The following is a 17,360-nucleotide window of genomic DNA, read 5'->3' as shown; positions in this document are numbered from 1 at the left end:
GGGTGGGCGCTGGCGATCATTCATGGTGGCGCGAGATCGATCTCGGCCGTCATGGTCGACCCGAGGTGCACGTCAGGCCCGGAGCTCGCATTGAGGTCCGGGCCTGACGTCGAGATCGGGTTACTTTGCGGCTGCTGCTTTGCGTGAGGTCTTCGTGACGGACGGCGGCGTGGTTGCCTCCGCAAGCGAGGCCGCGCGGTTGCGTGCCGCGATGATGAGGCCTTCACGGTTGAGGCCTCGCGAATATGTCGAATCGAGGTAGAGCACCGGCGCGGCGTCTTCACCGTTCATCTCGACCACTTTCTCGAGCAGTGCCTTGTGCAGGAATTCGCGCAGTGGACCTGATCCCCCGCCGTAGACGTAGATCGCCTGCGTTGCTGCACCGACCAGATCGAGGACTCGCGAGAGCTCCATGGCCACTTCGCGGACGAAGAACTCCGAGGCCACCTCGGTCTCTTCCACGACACGGCCGTGGAACTTGGCTTTGAGTGGGTTGACGTCGAGCTGGAGGAAGTCCGCCAACTGCTTGCGGCCGGCGAAACCGTGCGCATCGCCCTTCTCCGTCATCGACTCGATGGCATTTTCGAGCACCGTTCCGTAACCCGAGGTGAGAGTGCGCGATGCGTCTGCATTGAAGCGGCCGCCGGTGAATACAGGGAAGTTCACGGTCCCCTCCCCCACATCGACTCCAATGGTGTCCGTCGCGGCCAGCAGGTGCTTCGCCTCCACACCCTCGAGCACTACGCCATGGCTGCGCACGTCGGAGAGCAGTCGTTCCATCAGTGGCTCACCGAAGAAGTTGATCGCGTACTGCGCACTCGCCCCCTCCGGTACGACCAGCACGTTGTCGAAGACGATGCTGACGGTGATCGGCGTGACGAAGTTGTTGATTCGAACCTGGTGTACGAGGGGTTCGGCGGCGGTGCCGACGAAGCCTGCGGAGTAGCTACCGCGATGCGACTCGTACTCGCTGATGGGTAGCGCGAGAGCAAGTACTGCGCGAACAGTGAGTGAGGTGACTGAGCTGTCGGCGTTGTTGGGGCTCGGAAGCATGCCGGAGACGGCGACGTAGTCACGAAGCGCCTTCGCAGCGAGAATGCCCAAAACCAGTACCTTCGACAGTGGCTGTTCGGCCTTGGACTTGTGACCGACCAGGTCGAACGCGTCCACGCTCGATGCCTTGGTCGCGAGGGCGCGACGGCCGATGACGCGCCGATAAGTGTCCGGCACCAGATTGGAGCTGAACACCATGTCAGCGTTGTCGAACCACTCCTGGCCGCCAGCCAACACCTGCGGAGCGTCGGCGTCCGGGGTCTGGAGGAGGTTCGGGCGGATCAGAGTCGCCGCGACGCTGGGCATGTCGATGATGTCGACCGCCACGTCCGACTCTTTGGCGGCGGTGTCGCTGCCGCGATCTTCGATGACGCCCTTGACGTATCCGTTGCCGATGTCGAGACCTGCGGTGTACTCGAAGAGTCCGGCCTGAGGGTCACTGCTCATGATGTAATCCCGTTTCTTGTGTCAGTCGTAAGTGGTCTTGGTGCGAAACCCGTTGCGGCGGTGTTCATCTAGCTGTTCCTCTTGCGAAACAAGTCTTCGAAATCGTCGCTCGGTGACGCGGATGTCGGAGGGGTGGGCGGAGACGAGGCTGGGCGAGTCGGTGGCGGTGTCGGTTTCGCCGGGACACGGGGCTCGGGTACCTCGGGCTGCTTCGGCGCGGTCACAAGCTGCGCGGCGGTCGCCTGGGTCGCCGAAACGCGCTCCTTGAGTGAGCTGGTAGTCAGAGCACCCATGGTCTGTTCCATGACATTGGTCGCACCGAACTCGTTGACCCACATTCGGATCAACATGACGATCGCCTGTGACTGAAAACGCGCTCCCTGTGCGGCCATGAAGGCGTCGACGATCGCATCGTCGGCAGGTAACTGCAGACGCAATGGATGCTTCTTGGGCGACAACGACTCGTTGTCACTGGTTTTCGAACTCATCTCGATTTCGGCCTCTCCGTGCCCCGTCACGCCATACGAACTTCAGTGTGAGGACACCCGACTGGCGAACCGCCACAGCCAGTCCGTCCTGTGTCCGCTGTATATCCGTTCTATGTCAGAACTATGGCAACTATATATGCCAGGAGGTGAAATGTCTCTCTTGGCGGCAATGCGCGGACCCTGTGCGGATATATAGCGGATGTGGCGCGGCGGGAGTGCGGCGGGAGTGCGGCGGGAGTGCGGCGGGAGTGCGGCGCGTCGGCCGAAGCGATGGAGTGACCGAGACGTTCCGATATCGGAGAGGCCCCGGGCCTCACTCCCGCCGCGACCGAGATGTCAGTTGGAGCTGGACTCGAGGAACCGTTCCAGCGCCACCCTGCACAGCTGTGATCGGGACTCGGCTTCGACCTTCTCTGCAAGCTGATCGATCACCTCGAGGTTGTCCCGCCGCATTCGAAAGGACCTCGTCGACCTCGGACCGGCGGCACTGCGGTGCGTGCGAACGAACAGCCCATCGGATTCGGCCTTGTTGTTGGCCTGAGCAATGAGCGCAGGCAGCTCATCGTGCGACGCCACGATCGCGTCCATCACGAGATCGGGGTACGAGACCGAGTTTTTCTTCGCGAAGGTCGTTGTCGCCTCTGCCAGTGCGGTTGGCAGGGACAAGGTCACAGGTGCGGTTTCGGCGCGCTCTGTCGTGTCAGCCGGGGCCACTGTTCGGACTTTCTTCGTCGCGGCGGGTGCTGTGCGTACCGGCTGCGCAGTGGGGGCCTTTGCTGCAGGTGAAGGAACAGCTCGCGCCGGCCGCGGTGGAGGTGGGGGGATCGAGCCCGTGCGCTTCGCGAGACCGTCGACCGGAGGGAAACCTGGACGTTCACTCATGCCAGCACCTCAGCAGCTTGCTCGGCGGTCTGAATTCGCTCCAGAACCTCCTGGCAGAGCATGAGGTAGTCCTCGGCCAGCGCCGAGGCGCTACCCGGTATCCGGTCGGGCTTACGGCCCTCTCGCAGCGCCTTCCAGAACGGCTCTGCGGACTCGGCCTTTTCCGCAAGCTCGTGCACCAGCACTCCCCTTTCCCGTGCGTTGACGGCCGAACTCTCTCCGTGTCTGATGATCGACTCCAAGAGGGGGGCCGCACCGTTGAGCGCCGACTCGATGTCGGCAGATGCGTTGCGTCGAACAACTTTTGCTGAGGTCGAGACATCGAACAACACGGCACCGAGGAGTTCCACTGCTGGATTAACATCGCGTGCGGTCTCGATCTGATGAGCGAGTACGCGCAGGCCTTCGATGCTTGCGCGGTCTGCGCGGGTGGGCACCACGATCCATCGTGTTGCGCACAAGGCGAGCTGCAGCAGATTCGGCCTAGTAGGTGGAGTGTCCAGCACTATCAGGTCGTAATCGGGGGCTATGGGTGCCAGCGCCTCGGCGAGCATGGATCGAAACGGCCGCGATCGTTGCGCGCGGCCAGTGATGATGGACTCGAGATCGTCCAACGCGTCGCCGCCGCTGATGACGTCGAGGCCGGGGCGAATGTCGGCTACGACAGGTGTGAGCGCGGAGCCGGTACCCAGCGCGTTGCATAGAAGTTGACCGGAGTCGCCTCGTCCGTCCCAGTAGTAGCCGAGATCGTGCCCTGCGTTGCCCTGTGGGTCGAGGTCGATCAGCAGGGTTCGCCAGCCGCCCGCCGCTGCGAGGCCAGCGACGTTGACTGCCGTGGAGGTCTTGCCTGCACCCCCCTTGCCGTTGGCGAACGTGACTACCCGGGTCAATGCATCTGCTACTGCTTCACTCACTACAGGGTCTCCTCTCGTCATTACTTGGTCGCGCACTGCATGCAGTACGACCAGGCGCACTGTGTTCCTCAGTGCATGCGTTGATTGGCGGCGTGCGTGGTGTGTTAATGAATGTTACGACGCCAACTGTAGTGCGTGCCGCATTGCAGTTGCTACGGCGCGTATTGGTGGTCGTCGTGCCGCATTTCGTACGTGGTGCAGTGCTGTCTGCAGCACTGACACTCGCACAACATATAGCAGTGTATGGCGTGACGTTAACCGTAACTAAACGGTCAATGTCGACACTACGTTCTGTACTACATCACGCAGTGATCCTGCTTCTACTGTGTGCACTACTGCATGCATTACAGGCGGTGTTACATCAGACCGCACGCACAGAAGTGACTGTCTCGCTAGTGCACACATTGCACGATGCGGCACACCCTGCCGTACTACACACCGTACCCTCCGTTTGACTCTTGGCGTCACTACCAAATCTAAAGTATGTAGTGACGTCTCGAGCAATGTCACCGCAGGTCAGAGCCTTGCGACACCCAAATGGGTTACCAACGATTCTGCTCGGCACCCACAATCGAGGCAACCTCGCACCGCGCGACCATAGTGAGATTCGCTGGCGTAGCCACCGCCGGACTGCGGTTGAAGCATCCATCCCACAGACCGGAGACAGCCCCGTGACGACCTCGAAATTCATGAATCTGAACGCTGCCGAACCTACTCCGAAGGTCGTCATGAGCTTCGGACTTGGCACCGATAGCACCGCCGTTCTTCTGCGCTGGCTCGAAGATTCATCCTCTCGGGACTTCGATCTGTCGGATCTCGCCGTCATCACGGCGATGACCGGCAACGAGTGGGAGAGCACTCGAACCGCAGTCGAGGCCTTGATTCTGCCGCGAATGGCAACCGCTGGCGTCCGCTTCATCCAGGCCGCGCGCTCGCGTCGGCACGTCACCAAGGCCGGTGACGGCGTCGTCATCCTCGACGACTCCCGCGTTCCGACTACGCTGCATCTCGACGGCTCGTACACACTCTGGGACGAGATGACCGAAGCGGGCACGATTCCGCAAAGCGGCGGCGCACGAATGTGCTCCGTACACGCGAAGGGAGACGTTCTGGATCCGGTGATCGCTGCGATCACCCGCGGACAGCCATACCGGCACGTCATTGGCTTCGAGGCCGGCGAGGCACGACGCGCACTCAAGGACCAGAACTACAACACAGCGCTGCGAACGGGGGAGTACCCACTGATCGAGTGGGGCTGGTTCCGCAACGACGCCATCGAGTACACAACTTCCGTCATCGGGACGAGCGTTGGAAAGTCCGCTTGCACGTTCTGTCCCTTCAGTTTTGGCAGCAAAGCGGGCCGCGCGTACATGTTGGAGCGGTACTCCACCGAACCGGTGACGGCCGCCCACGCCTTGCTCATGGAGCACCTCGCCCTAACACTCAACCCCAAGCAGGGCCTGATCGGCGGTAAGCGGCTGATCGACCTGGTCCGAAGCGAGAACACGGTTCATGTCATGGAGGCGTTCGACGAGCTCCTGAGGGAGCAGACGCACGCCATCTACGACGTACGCCGCATCATCTCGGCACGGAAGGGCGACAGCTTGGTGTCCGGCAATGTCGAGCGTTCGCTTCGAGTTCGCAGCAGGGGAACCCGCGACGTGCTCCAAGCGCATCTCGATCATCTCGCAGCGGACGGTGCTGCGAAGGGGCTCACCACAACCGTCGTCGGTGAGGACGGAATGATGCGTCTCTACCAACGCCAACGCGGCTCCGTGTTCCCCACACTCGAGCGGTTCTTCGTTGTCGCACCAGCGTTGGCTCCCAACAAAGAAAGAGCACGCTTCGACGAACGCTGGGCCGAACTCGGCACGGCGGCAACCGAACTGAAGCACCACACATCGAGAGGACTGCATCTCAATGACCATCAAGAGAGACATGCCAGCTGAACTGGTCGAGCTTATGACGGCCGCTCTGGCTGGTGGAAACATCGACGACGTCAGCCTCGTGTTCGAGGGTATGGGCTACGACTTCTATGCCCCGATCGGCTGGTTTCTGTACATGACCAAGGTCGCACCGGAACTGAAGTTCGCCACCACACCGCCGAATGCGATCGACGACGCCCCTTCGATCCTTCTCGTCAGCGCCCAGGTGAACAGTCCTGAACCGACCGCCTATCTCGGGACCGATCCACTCGGCGGTGAACCGCGGTACTGGAACGCCGAAGAGATCGCAGCGTGGATCGAAGCACCACGCGACGTTCAATCCGCCGGTTCTCAAGTCAGTATCCCGAGCGACCACGTCGAGATGGCGATCGCAGCAGCGAAGATCGGGTGGAGCGTGACGCAACAGATCAACAGGTACGGCTTCCATAGTGCTTCAGGACAGGCGCTTCCAGACATCCCTGCAGCGGTCAGCTACCGATTCACCGCCCACAACTACGCATACGCCGACATGGCCGAGAAACGTCACTGTGACACCAGTGATGACCTGACGTTGAGCTTCGCACTGGGGACCAGCGATCGGGGCTCGCCTTGGAACTACGGTCTGCGGGGTGCTGAGAAAGCTGACCCCATGCACATCGTTGCCGCGGTAGGGCAGACGCCTCCGTGGCATGCCCCGGTCGCCTACTTCGACAACGCCGCCGGGGAGTGGGTGTTGTGACGTGGTGAGTGCACGACAGTGATCCGAGAGCGGAGCTCCGGCGGCCGAAGCAACAGACACGCCCCACCCAACATCTCCCATGAACGGAGCCTCCGATGTCTGCTACTCCAAGCTCGACCAAGTACCTCACCCGAAAGATCTCGACCTACGTCGACGACAGAGCCTCGATCGAAGTGAGACTGATCTGTGTTGTCGGCCGGCCGATCATTGCGCTCGATCTGGCCGCAGATCAGGAATTGCTCGCGTCCTACACTCTGGACACTTCCGACGAAAACGCAGTCGGCGGTTCGGAGTACCGCGGCCAGAGCATGGTTCTGAACGAGCATCGCTTGACCGATCTGAAGCGGGACGCGTTCCTTGCGTTGTTCGACGAACTCTTGGTTCTCCATCAAATCCATCCGAGCATGGAGGACTTCACAGTCGCCGCCGCGAGAAAGCTGCTCGTCGTCGCCAGAGCCGAGCTGGTGAAGGCGCGGTGACCAACACCGAGTACGGCATCCACGAGGGCGACAACCTGGTGTCGGATGCCTACGGATCCCGGTTCGCCGCCGAGTACGAACTAGATCACCGGACTGCGCCCGGCGGCGTCTGGCACGATCGCAGTCGGTCGTCGTTTACCGTTCGAGCGATCAAGGTTGCACCTGCACTGCGTGGAACGCAGCCCTACACAACTCCCCAGAAAGGCGACACATCATGACCGAATCAGGCGGAGACGGAAGCCTGGGGACCGGCCTCGGCGCAACCCACAACCTCGACCAGGTGACCGAGGCCGGACACAGTCACCACATCCACCACCACGATGACTCCGACGTTACGGATCACCTGACCGTGGACCTGAACACTGGTACGGCAACGTTCTCGGGGATCCGCCGCACTGACGACGTGGTGAACTCCTCGCAGGATCACGACGCACCTAACGGTCGTTGAGCGAGCCAGCCCTGCGATCGACGGAGCCGACTGCGGCAGAGACAGGACAATGACCGGCCTTTCTTGAGGAGACACACCATGCAGAACTCTCGACTCACCACCGGGACCACATCGTCGCCGGCAGCTCCCGAGGTTCTGCGGCGTCGACTCGAACTTCGGCAGTCCAATGCGGCTCGGCCGCACCGCAATCGGCATCGTGACGCTCGCAAGGGTGTGGGGAAGGGTGGCCGATCCGGCGGCCGCCGTGCATCGATCGACCGAGGCTAGGCGCATGACAACGCGTCAGCCACCACCGATTCCCGACCACTCTTGTTTGCGACCTCCTCAAATTAACACTGCTCGTACTGCACACTGTGATGCATGTCGTAATGCACGCAGTAATGCGCCAGAACCCGCACTCGGCCTCGATAGGGCAGGGTCCGGGTTCTTCTTTTAGGCATGGCTCCCGCCGACTGCGGTGAGCATGCAGCGATTGGCGGAGCCAACGGCGGAGCGGCGTCGACTCGACCCGACACCCATCGATGGAGAAGACCGTGAAGATCACCGTGCAACCGACTCTGCCCGGCCGCCGCCGCAACAGCCCCCGCCCGGACACACTCTGTTCTGACCTGGCAAACCTCACCAGTTTGCCCACGGCGTTGTTCGTCGCCGACGAAGCGGCCATCGCCGTCGATGTCGAGGGCGAGAGGCGCGCCCACGTGCGTGCACTGATCGGGGTGGGCCCGGACGACGAGTTCGCCGGAGCAATCCACCTGATCGCCACCGTGCCCGGTGTCGGCATGATCGAGCAGTCCCATTTTGTGAAAGTGCTCGGTACGGTCGAGGAGGCCGCAGTGGCATGTGCGATCGCGTTCGCGGTCGGTCTCAGTGAAGCTTTGATCGAAGCGGCGATCGCCGCAGAACTGGTGGTTCTCGACCACCGGGGCGAGGTTCTGATCGCCACCAACTGCTGAGACCGACGATCAAGACTGCACCCTGCCTTCATCGGCGGGGTGCGGTCTTTCCATCTTCAGCGCAATACTGGTCGGAACATCGCGAGAGAGCATCGAGTCCGCAGGCAGCGGACTGCTTGCACCACGAAGGGGCACTGTTATGGCACGTGTGGCGAACACCAGCCAGATCATCAGCGGGCAAGGTGGGGAGGTATGACCGTGTTGAGAGCCGTCCCCGGTGATGATCAAACGCCCTACGGCGTCGACTTGGTACCCGATCCAGTCGGCGACGATCCCGTCGCCGATGTCATCAGTTTGCATCCGAGAACAGATCCCGAGTCTCTGACACTCTGCGCACTCATGTGGAGCACTGATCCCGCCGCCGATGCGCGCGTCACCGAGGCGCTGGTGCCTGGAGACTTCACGGAGCCGGCCTACGCCGAACTGTTCACACTCATCGCCGCGCTGGTCACCGATGGTCAACCGCACGACCCGGCTTCGGTCGCTGCAGTCATGCACCGATCCGGCGGAGGTGGGCAGAAGGACGCTCCACTGCGCCGCGCGCTTGCGAACGTAGTCACCGCCGACGCACCAGCCGTGTCCGCAGTGCACTACGCCGACATCGTCCTGTCCCAGGCCTACCGCCGGAGTTTCCACATCGCTGGGCAGCGACTCATGCAGGCGGCCGAGCAGGGGCCCGAGGACGAATTGTTCGACTACATGGTTCAGCTCGGTACTGCTCAGCGGGCAGCATGGAAGCGGCTCAACACTTTTCGAGCAGGAGGGTCGCAGGTGTAAGCGTCGTCGAACAGGTCCACCGGAACTCTCTGTCGGTAGGTCAGTGCACGATGCGTGATATGCGAATACGCACAGTCGACGGCCCACCGCTCCCGCACGAGATCGCGCGCGACACGGTGCGTGCGATCCTGCTCGCGCACATGACGTGTACCGGCGCCGCCGAGGCGGAGCAACGCGAACACTCCACCTTTGCTCCTGCAGCGGACGACGGTCTGCTGCCATGACCGGCCACACCACCCGCGACCTCGCAGCGACCGGTGAAGAAGCCGCGATCGCACAGGCTGCGGAGATGGTGCGCGAAAAACTCGATCTGCTCCTCGATCGCGTCACCGACACTGTGCTGGGGATACCTGCCCCAGGCACACCCCAGTGGCGCAGTCGCTTTCACAATCCGGACGAGCTCACCCGCGTTCTCCGCAGCGCTCGCCGCGCCGAACTTCGGGCGCTCATCGCCAAACGCGCGGGGGTTGCGGATCCCGCTGCCCCGGAGCGTCACCGCGCCACCAGCACTGTGCGGACGCGTCGGCGAGCACAGTCCGATCCGGCGCAACTGTCCATTTTTTAACTTCACAGTCGAGGTATCTCCATACCAGCGCCGCGTCCTCGACCAACATCGCAGCGCGCCCGCCCGGCGAAGCATGTTCCAGCAGAGAAGGGGCTATGGGTTGCCCTCGTCATCTGTTGTTCGGAGTTCCCTGTCTCCTGCGATGAGAGTGTTCTCGAATCTCCCGTCCCTGCGGTTCCGCCACATAGTGTGGGCGCTGACAGCGACTGCGAGTGCGGCTACACCCAGGGCGAGCACCAGAAGGATCGACGGGTGTCGCCCCGTCAGTAGCTTGTTGGCGTTGGCGACGGCTGCGGCAGCAAAAATGCCGCAGCTGAACGCGAAGACGTATTTGAGAGCGATGGCCCGTTGGATTCGGAAGTTGCGGACTGCGTGTAGAAACCGTTCCGCGTCTTCTCGGGTGTAGTTGGAGATGAGTTGGCTTCGTAGCCGACGCATGTCAGTCTTGGCGTTTGCTGTGTTCGCGAGGTTGAAGACGTTCACCGGCTACCCCCACTAGGCCGCTCATAGGCCCGCAGAACGGCGTTCGGGCGGTCCACGTCGATCACCACGGCAGCTACTAAGGCGCGCGGGCTTGACTCGACGTATTGCCGCGTGAGTGCGCGTTCCCGGCGCTCACGCCACACCCCCAAGTCCAGGTCGTCCGTTACTAGGGGATATCGAGACAGGTAACGCTCGCGCCATTGCTCGGGAGTGAGGACCGCTGCGTCACTTGTCGTCATGGGGAGATAGTTTCACATATGTGCTTCGTATTGGGGTAGGACACGAAGCTAATCAGATAGTTCCGGGGTGCGGCCGTGTGAATCGCATCGCTTCGAGGCGTGTTTCTGAGAACTTTCGGTGGCTCATGAGGAGGGCTTCTGTGGCAGCGTCGACGAGCTCTGGAGTGAGGTCGGCGGCCCGCAGCACGCGTTGACCTCGACGTACGTGGACATCGACATGTCGGACGTGAGGAAGGACCTCGATCAGGCGAGGAGTGTGATCCAGTAGTCCCAGAAGCGCACCGCGCTCAACGCGGCGACCAGGAGGAACCAACCGACCAGGGCTGGAGTCTGGTAGGCGTGGACCCACGTGCCCGTACAGGCCCGTCGTGAGCCGGTCTGGCCTGGCAGCAGGCGCAGGTTTCGTTGGGTGACGATCACGAACAGTGGGATGGCGACCGCCCACACGGCCATGCAGTACGGGCACAACGCGCCGATCCGATACAGGCTCACCCAGATGAGCCAGTGGACGAAGATGGCGGCGAGAGTAACCCCGGCCTGCAGCCTCAGCGGCCAAGGCAGCATTGACCGAGCTCACGTGAAGAGGCATGTACCTCACGACGAACTCGACACGGTCGCCGTACCGGTCCTTGATGTCCTCCACATGGGGGTACAGGGCGATGCACGCCTCGCACTCGAAGTCGAGGAACTCCACCAGCTGAACCTGATCACCATCGGTCATGCGTGGGCTGTCGGGACGGACCAGATTCTCGAGTGAACCCTGGGGAGCGTCCGCGCCGGGCGACGAAGAGTCCGGTCGGGTGAGCAGTACAGCGACGACGAGAGCGATCAGGCCGCCGCGATGAGTGCAAGAGAGATCTGCCGACTGCGAGTCAGAGTGGCCTCCAGGTCTGGTTCCCGGCGTTCTGCCAGGCCCATAGGTCAACGTTCGCTGAACTATACCGAGGGATTCGGAAGTGACGTGCCAGTCGTAGAAGCACGCGGCATCGACCACCACGTGCGCGGTGAGCACGGGCAGACCCGTCGCCATCTGCGAGGCCTGGACAACCCAGACAGGCTCGACACGCCCTCGGTGTGCTGCGTCGACCTTGCCAGGGCGGAGTCGTCGGTCGCCTGAGCGCAGCTGAAGTTGCGACCTCTCGCGTGTTCCGTGGCGGATAGCCAGACTGACAAAAGGTCAGCGAGCACTGTATAGTTCAGCACATGCTGACTATTGCTTCGCGCCTCGACGTCATGAACCGGCTCGGCCGGGCCATGGCGGACCCGACGCGCTCCCGGATCCTGATGACCCTCCTTGATAGCCCGAGCTGCCCGGCTGTGCTGTCGCACGAGCTGGAGCTGACTCGCTCGAACGTGTCGAACCATCTGACGTGCTTGCGAGACTGCGGGATCGTCGTCGCAGAGCCCGAAGGACGGCAGACTCGTTACGAGATCGCCGACCCACATCTCGCTGCGGCCCTCGTCGCTCTGGTGGACGTGACACTCGCCGTGGACGAGCAGGCTCCCTGCGTGGACTCGACGTGCACGGTGCCGGGCTGCTGCGGGACTGGAGCGGGTGCATGAGCGCGGCGTGTGGGTGCGAGCACGAGAGTGCGACGCCGACGGGCGAGGAGGTTGAGGGCGCGGAGCGGCCATGGTGGAAGGACCGCGGTGTCTTGGTTCCGATCTTCTCCGGTGTCGCCTTTCTCAGTGGTCTGATCTCTGAGCGGTCCGGGGCTGAGACCGTGGCTCTGGTCTTGTTCTGGATCGGCCTGCTGCTGGGCGCGTCGACCTTCACACCTGGCGCGGTCCGCAGGCTCTTCAAGGGCAGGATCGGCATCGGGTTGCTGATGACGATCAGTGCGATCGGCGCGGTCATCCTCGGCTACGTCGAGGAAGCGGCCGCACTCGCGTTCCTGTACTCCATCGCCGAGGCGCTAGAAGACAAGGCGGTGGATCGCGCCCGCGGTGGTCTGCGGGCGCTGCTGAAGCTCGTGCCGGACACCGCGACCGTGCTGCGCGACGGAGCCTCCGTCGAGGTCGCGGCGAAAGACCTGACCGTCGGCCAGCTCATGGTGATCCGCCCGGGAGAGCGGATCGCGACCGATGGCGTCGTCCGGGCGGGACGCTCCAGCCTGGACACCTCGGCGATCACGGGCGAATCGATCCCGGTCGAGGTCGAGCCCGGTGACGCAGTCTCGGCTGGCGCAATCAACAGCACCGGCGCACTGGAAGTCGAGGCGACCGCGGCGGGCACCGACAACTCGCTCACCACGATCGTGGAGCTGGTCGAGAAGGCGCAGACCGAGAAGGGCGAACGTGCCCGCCTAGCCGACAAGATCGCCCGACCGCTCGTCCCTGGTGTCCTGATTCTTGCTGCGTTGGTCGCAATCATCGGCTCGCTGCTGGGCGATCCAGAGCTGTGGACAACGCGCGCCCTCGTGGTGCTGGTGGCAGCCTCGCCCTGCGCACTAGCGATCTCCGTCCCGCTGACAGTCGTCGCCGGCATCGGCGCGGCGAGCAAGTTCGGAGTGATCATCAAATCTGGAGCGGTCTTCGAGCGTTTCGGCACCGTCCGGCACGTGGCCGTTGACAAGACCGGCACTCTCACCCGCAACGAGCCTGCCGTCACCGCGGTCCTCACCGTCGACGGCCTGACCGAGGCACAGGTGCTCGCATGGGCCGCTGCGCTGGAGCACCACAGCACTCATCCTCTCGCCGCGGCGATCACCGCCGCCGCCCCGGGCGTCACGGCAGCGGCGGATGTGACTGAGCAGGCGGGGCACGGCATCGAAGGCACCGCCGATGGTTCGACGATCACCGTCGGCAGCCCGCGCTGGCTCGACGCCGGTGAGCTCGGCGACCGGGTCGAGGGACTGGAAGAGCAAGGCATGACCGTCGTGATCGTGCACCGAGACGGAGCGCCAGTCGGCGCGATCGGCGTCCGAGATGAACTACGCCCCGAGGTCCCCGAGGTCGTCCGTACCCTCGCAAGCCAGGGGGTCGGAATGACGATGCTCACCGGCGACAACACCCGCACAGCGCAGGCCCTTGCCGCCCAGGCGGGGATCGTCGACGTCCGCGCAGAACTGCGCCCTGAAGACAAGGCCGCCGCGATCGGAGCGTTCTCCGAGGCAGGACCGGTCGCGATGATCGGCGATGGCATCAACGACGCGCCCGCTCTCGCGGCAGCCGACATCGGCATCGCGATGGGCGCGACCGGATCGGACGCCGCGATCGAGTCCGCCGACATCGCGTTCACCGGCCACGACCTGCGTCTCATCCCCAGAGCGTTTGACCACGCCCGTCGGGGTCGCCGCATCATCAACCAGAACATCATCCTGTCTCTGTTGATCATCACCGCGCTGCTCCCACTCGCCCTCTTCGGTGTCCTGGGGCTCGCTGCCGTGGTCCTGGTTCACGAAGTCGCCGAGGTCATCGTGATCCTCAACGGCCTGCGCGCCGCCCGAACCCATACGCCGCAGATCGGCAGCTGATGCTTGCGACCATCGGGTCGGCGATCCCCTACGGGTCAGGATGAGTTGAGGCCGGTGGTTCATAGCAAGTCCGCCAGCGTGGGGCGTGAACCAGGAGTCCAATCATCATGAGTTCGTCTTTGATCGCGGTGCGCGACGATGGTCGTATGCCCAGTCCCGGACCTCGTTCGGGGGGTCCGACCTCGCGGAGGTCGTTCTCCTCGGCGCAGAAGCTTGACCACCTGGCCGCCTACGAGGTGGCCGTCGCCAGCGGCCTGGGCGGTGCGTACCTGCGCGAGCACGGGTTGTACTCCTCGCTGGTCAGCGAGTGGCGCCGGATGCGTGACGCAGGGGTCCTCGCGGGGAAACAACCTGGGGAGAAGATCGGGCGGCTGTCGGCCGAGCAGGCGGAGATCGCCCGGTTGCGCCGTCAGCTCGACAAGGCCGAGCGGAGGTTGGTGACGACCGAGGCGGCGCTGGTGATCATGGGAAAAGCACACGATCTCTTGGACGTGCTTACCAAGAGATCGCGGGACGACTCCGAGCACACCACGCGTTGATGGCTACCTACCGTGAGCTGACCGGTGCGGGGGTCCCGACCCGGGCCGCGGCGATCCTGGTCGGGGTGTCGCGGGCGACCGCGACCCGCCGCCCCCGCACCCCGGTGGTGACCAGGGCCCGGGTGCCGGTGAACAAGCTCACCGACGCGGAACGGGCCGAGGTCCTGGCGGTCGTGAACAGCCCCAGGTTCGTGGACCTGCCCCCGATCCAGATCTACGCCCACCTGCTCGACGAGGGCGTGTATCTGGGGTCGATCTCCACGATCTACCGGGTGTTGACCGCGAACGCGCAGATCAAGGAGCGCCGCCGGTTGGCCCGCCACCCGGCCCGGACCATCCCCGAGCTCGTCGCCACCGCCCCCGGGCAGGTCTACTCGTGGGACATCACCAAGCTCGCCGGGCCCATCAAGGGCACCTACTTCGACGCCTACGTGATGATCGACATCTACTCCCGCTACATCGTCGGCGCGCACGTGCACGCGGCCGAGTCCGCCGTCCTGGCGGCCGAGATGATGAAGGAGATCTTCGGGGTCCACGGCATCCCGCAGGTCGTGCACGCCGACCGGGGCACGTCCATGACGTCCAAGACCGTCGCGGCGCTCCTGGCGGACCTGGAGGTCACCAAGTCACACAGCCGGCCCCGGGTGAGCAACGACAACCCCTACTCCGAAGCGTGGTTCAAGACGTTGAAGTTCGCGCCCGTGTTCCCCGAACGCTTCGGCTCCCTGACTGACGCCCGGTCGTTCATGGCCGACTTCGTCGCCGGCTACAACCATCACCACCACCACACCGGCATCGGACTGAACACCCCCGCTGACGTCCACTACGGCCTCGCCGCGGCGAAGGCTGGCGAGCGGGCTCTCGTCCTGGCCGCCGCCCGCGCCCGCAACCCCGAACGATTCGCCACCAACCGCGATCCGAAGATCCTGGCCATCCCACCGACGGCCTGGATCAACCAACCCGCCGACAACACCGGCATCGAGCTAGCCGCCTAACACCCACCGGCCTCAACTACCTTGACAAATTCCGATCGGCCTGTTCGCCGCCACCAACATTGACGACATCGTCGTGCTCGTGGTGCTGTTCCTCGCCTCTCGTCGGGGAAAGCCAAGACCATGGCAGATCGTCGCGGGGCAGTACCTCGGGTTCATCACCCTCGTCGTGGTCAGCGTGGTGGCCGCTTTGGGCTTGACGATCATCCCAGACTCCTGGGTCGGGCTCCTTGGGCTGATCCCTCTAACCATCGGCATCTGGACGCTCGCGCGGGGGCTACGCCGCAACCAGGCTGATGACGATGGTGAAGCAAAGATCACTGCAGTCGGGTTGTGGGGCGTCGCCGGGATCACGATCGCCAATGGTGCCGACAACATCTCCCTCTACACGCCGATCTTTCGCACCAGCGCACCCGCTGACGTCGTGGTCATGATTGGAGTGTTCCTCCTCCTCGTGGCCGTCTGGTGCGGCGCGGGACGGCTGATCGGAACGCACGAGGCCGTCACCGATGCGTTGGAACGGGTCGAGCATTGGCTTGTCCCCGCAGTGTTCATCGGACTGGGGCTGTTCATCCTGATCGAGTCCGGCGTCGTCCTCCGGCTCTCGGAGGTCTTCGCATGACGTCGCGCGAGACCGGCCACGAGCCCGAAGCACGAGAAGTTCCCCCGCCGCGGCGCTGGCAACTCACCGTGGGAGCGTTCACGCTCGGCGCGTTGGTAGTCCTCGTCGACCAGGGGACCAAAACTTGGGCCGAAGCCACACTTACCGAGGGCGAACGCGTCCCTTTGATCGGCAACCTGTTGGGTTTGCAACTTGCCTACAATCCCGGCGCGGCCTTCTCCTTCGGCGAAGGCTCCACCCCGGTGTTCGCTCTGGCGGCCGTCGTTGCTACGGTCACCGCGGTCGTCTTCGCCTTGCGTGTCCGGCGACCTAGGTGGGCGATCGTGATCGGTGCGCTCGGTGGAGCCGCCGCCTCGCACACCGGCGACCGGCTCTTCCGCGACTTCGAGGACATGGTGTTGTGGCTGGTCACACGCACCGATCGGACCTCGGTGTCGGAACTCATGCGCTGCGCGTGGCGGACGGTCACCTCCATCGTCACGCGAGCAGTCGATGCGTTGATCGACTCACGCCGTCTGGAGAATTTGTATCGGATCGGCGTCGACGAAATCTGCTATCGACACCCACACAAGTACCTCACCATCGTCGGTGATCACGAGAGCGGCAAGGTCGTCTACATCACCGAGGGTCGCGGGCGGGACTCGTTTGCGGAGTTCTTCGAGCAACAGTCCGCGACCGAACGCGACAAGGTGCAGGTGGTGTCGATGGACGGCTCTCCCGCGTTCCGTGTCGCTGCAGAGCATCACGTCCCGCAGGCTCGGCAGTGCATGGATCCCTTTCATGTGATGCAGTGGGTGAACCGGGCCTTGGATCGGGTGTTCTCCGACGCGGCGTCTATACGTCGAACCTTGTCGATGCAAGCGCCGGAGTGGCGTAAAGCTCGAACAGTGCTGCGGCTCGGCAAGAATCGGCTCACCAAAAAGCACAAGTCACTGCTGCGGACGGTGACCGCTGCCGATACCGAGGTCGGGACGGCATGGCGCCTGAAAGAGCAGTTCCGAGATCTCTACCGCAAGATCGCACCTTCGAACGCGGCCCGGTACCTGCGGCGTTGGATCGAGGAAGCACGAACCTGCGGGATCGCAGCCTTCGAACAACTGGCTCGCATGATCGACAACAAGTACGAACAGATATGTGCAGCAATTGAGTTGGGAATTTCCAATGCCCTCATCGAGGGGATCAACTCGAAAATCAGACTGATCAATGCCCGCGGTTACGGCCACCATTCCGCCGAATCACTCAAAGCAATGATCTACCTGAATCTCGGTGGAATCGAGGTCAAACTACCCACACAAACGTAAGGAGCGCCACGCATGTTCGATTATTGCTATTCTGGACG

21 protein-coding genes and 2 pseudogenes are annotated in these 17,360 nt (G+C 63.4%); 16 read left to right on the top strand and 7 right to left on the bottom strand.

Annotation, left to right across the window (positions count from 1 at the left end; translation table 11 throughout):
• Window positions 1-120 precede the first annotated feature (120 nt).
• From AB0366_RS21965 to AB0366_RS21950, 4 genes are all read right to left on the bottom strand, one after another.
• Window positions 121-1,500, bottom strand: a complete 1,380-nt coding sequence (locus tag AB0366_RS21965) for a hypothetical protein (protein ID WP_057472977.1) — start codon at window positions 1,498-1,500, stop codon at window positions 121-123.
• A gap of 68 nt (window positions 1,501-1,568) precedes the next feature.
• Window positions 1,569-1,988: a hypothetical protein gene (locus AB0366_RS21960; RefSeq protein WP_155289494.1), complete on the bottom strand. Its 420-nt coding sequence runs from the start codon at window positions 1,986-1,988 to the stop codon at window positions 1,569-1,571.
• Between the two features lie 336 nt (window positions 1,989-2,324).
• A complete protein-coding gene (locus tag AB0366_RS21955) occupies window positions 2,325-2,654 on the bottom strand; it encodes a hypothetical protein (RefSeq protein WP_366245809.1) in 330 nt (109 codons plus the stop codon).
• Between the two features lie 212 nt (window positions 2,655-2,866).
• Window positions 2,867-3,784: a ParA family protein gene (locus AB0366_RS21950; protein WP_307848892.1), complete on the bottom strand. Its 918-nt coding sequence runs from the start codon at window positions 3,782-3,784 to the stop codon at window positions 2,867-2,869.
• Between the two features lie 671 nt (window positions 3,785-4,455).
• Between AB0366_RS21950 and AB0366_RS21945 the strand changes: the two genes are divergently transcribed.
• From AB0366_RS21945 to AB0366_RS21900, 10 genes are all read left to right on the top strand, one after another.
• On the top strand, window positions 4,456-5,733 hold the full coding sequence (locus tag AB0366_RS21945) for a hypothetical protein (RefSeq protein ID WP_366245807.1): 1,278 nt from the start codon (window positions 4,456-4,458) through the stop codon (window positions 5,731-5,733).
• On the top strand, window positions 5,705-6,448 hold the full coding sequence (locus AB0366_RS21940) for a hypothetical protein (protein WP_366245806.1): 744 nt from the start codon (window positions 5,705-5,707) through the stop codon (window positions 6,446-6,448). Before AB0366_RS21945 ends, AB0366_RS21940 begins: the two co-directional genes overlap by 29 nt.
• 95 nt (window positions 6,449-6,543) lie before the next feature.
• Complete coding sequence (locus AB0366_RS21935) at window positions 6,544-6,927, top strand: hypothetical protein (protein ID WP_057472973.1); 384 nt, start codon at window positions 6,544-6,546, stop codon at window positions 6,925-6,927.
• On the top strand, window positions 6,924-7,145 hold the full coding sequence (locus AB0366_RS21930; protein WP_057472972.1) for a hypothetical protein: 222 nt from the start codon (window positions 6,924-6,926) through the stop codon (window positions 7,143-7,145). The genes AB0366_RS21935 and AB0366_RS21930 overlap by 4 nt, the downstream gene beginning before the upstream one ends.
• Window positions 7,142-7,375, top strand: a complete 234-nt coding sequence (locus AB0366_RS21925; protein WP_155288633.1) for a hypothetical protein — start codon at window positions 7,142-7,144, stop codon at window positions 7,373-7,375. The genes AB0366_RS21930 and AB0366_RS21925 overlap by 4 nt, the downstream gene beginning before the upstream one ends.
• A gap of 78 nt (window positions 7,376-7,453) precedes the next feature.
• Window positions 7,454-7,642, top strand: coding sequence for a hypothetical protein (locus AB0366_RS21920; protein ID WP_057472971.1), 189 nt, complete (start codon window positions 7,454-7,456; stop codon window positions 7,640-7,642).
• A gap of 266 nt (window positions 7,643-7,908) precedes the next feature.
• On the top strand, window positions 7,909-8,328 hold the full coding sequence (locus AB0366_RS21915) for a hypothetical protein (protein ID WP_366245805.1): 420 nt from the start codon (window positions 7,909-7,911) through the stop codon (window positions 8,326-8,328).
• Between the two features lie 192 nt (window positions 8,329-8,520).
• The gene (locus AB0366_RS21910; RefSeq protein ID WP_082519173.1) at window positions 8,521-9,105 is read left to right on the top strand and encodes a DnaB-like helicase N-terminal domain-containing protein; all 585 of its coding nucleotides are present in this window, start codon (window positions 8,521-8,523) and stop codon (window positions 9,103-9,105) included.
• A 59-nt stretch (window positions 9,106-9,164) separates the two neighbouring features.
• Window positions 9,165-9,329 carry a hypothetical protein gene (locus tag AB0366_RS21905; protein WP_156394464.1) on the top strand — a complete coding sequence of 55 codons (165 nt, stop codon included), beginning with the start codon at window positions 9,165-9,167 and terminating at the stop codon, window positions 9,327-9,329.
• A complete protein-coding gene (locus AB0366_RS21900) occupies window positions 9,326-9,670 on the top strand; it encodes a hypothetical protein (protein ID WP_057472968.1) in 345 nt (114 codons plus the stop codon). The genes AB0366_RS21905 and AB0366_RS21900 overlap by 4 nt, the downstream gene beginning before the upstream one ends.
• Before the next feature lie 93 nt (window positions 9,671-9,763).
• Here the strand turns inward: AB0366_RS21900 and AB0366_RS21895 are convergent, their stop codons facing one another.
• The 3 genes and pseudogenes from AB0366_RS21895 to AB0366_RS21885 form a co-directional block, all read right to left on the bottom strand.
• Entirely contained in the window at window positions 9,764-10,153 is a 390-nt protein-coding gene (locus AB0366_RS21895; RefSeq protein WP_366245803.1) for a hypothetical protein, read from the bottom strand.
• A 482-nt stretch (window positions 10,154-10,635) separates the two neighbouring features.
• Window positions 10,636-10,917, bottom strand: a pseudogene (locus tag AB0366_RS21890) (vitamin K epoxide reductase family protein); the annotation flags it as partial.
• A gap of 70 nt (window positions 10,918-10,987) precedes the next feature.
• Window positions 10,988-11,113, bottom strand: a pseudogene (locus tag AB0366_RS21885) (disulfide bond formation protein DsbA); the annotation flags it as partial.
• 240 nt (window positions 11,114-11,353) lie between these two features.
• Here AB0366_RS21885 and AB0366_RS21880 point away from each other — a divergent pair.
• From AB0366_RS21880 to AB0366_RS21855, 6 genes are all read left to right on the top strand, one after another.
• Window positions 11,354-11,509, top strand: coding sequence for a hypothetical protein (locus AB0366_RS21880; protein ID WP_193591235.1), 156 nt, complete (start codon window positions 11,354-11,356; stop codon window positions 11,507-11,509).
• Between the two features lie 86 nt (window positions 11,510-11,595).
• The gene (locus AB0366_RS21875) at window positions 11,596-11,955 is read left to right on the top strand and encodes a metalloregulator ArsR/SmtB family transcription factor (protein ID WP_366245802.1); all 360 of its coding nucleotides are present in this window, start codon (window positions 11,596-11,598) and stop codon (window positions 11,953-11,955) included.
• Window positions 11,952-13,868, top strand: a complete 1,917-nt coding sequence (locus AB0366_RS21870; protein ID WP_366245801.1) for a cation-translocating P-type ATPase — start codon at window positions 11,952-11,954, stop codon at window positions 13,866-13,868. Before AB0366_RS21875 ends, AB0366_RS21870 begins: the two co-directional genes overlap by 4 nt.
• 146 nt (window positions 13,869-14,014) lie before the next feature.
• A protein-coding gene (locus tag AB0366_RS21865; protein ID WP_094067111.1) for an IS3 family transposase occupies window positions 14,015-15,402 on the top strand; the annotation gives its coding sequence in 2 pieces (ribosomal slippage) (window positions 14,015-14,357 and window positions 14,357-15,402; 1,389 coding nt in all).
• Window positions 15,403-15,430: 28 nt separating this feature from the next.
• A complete protein-coding gene (locus AB0366_RS21860; RefSeq protein WP_047692498.1) occupies window positions 15,431-16,021 on the top strand; it encodes a cadmium resistance transporter in 591 nt (196 codons plus the stop codon).
• Window positions 16,018-17,322: an ISL3 family transposase gene (locus tag AB0366_RS21855; RefSeq protein WP_366245800.1), complete on the top strand. Its 1,305-nt coding sequence runs from the start codon at window positions 16,018-16,020 to the stop codon at window positions 17,320-17,322. Before AB0366_RS21860 ends, AB0366_RS21855 begins: the two co-directional genes overlap by 4 nt.
• The last annotated feature ends 38 nt before the right edge of the window (window positions 17,323-17,360 follow it).

The sequence above is a fragment of the Rhodococcus sp. NPDC076796 genome, from assembly GCF_040702765.1.
Taxonomy (GTDB): Bacteria; Actinomycetota; Actinomycetes; order Mycobacteriales; family Mycobacteriaceae; genus Rhodococcoides.
Note: the sequence above shows the minus strand (reverse complement) of the source record. Positions and strands in the feature narration are given on the sequence as shown.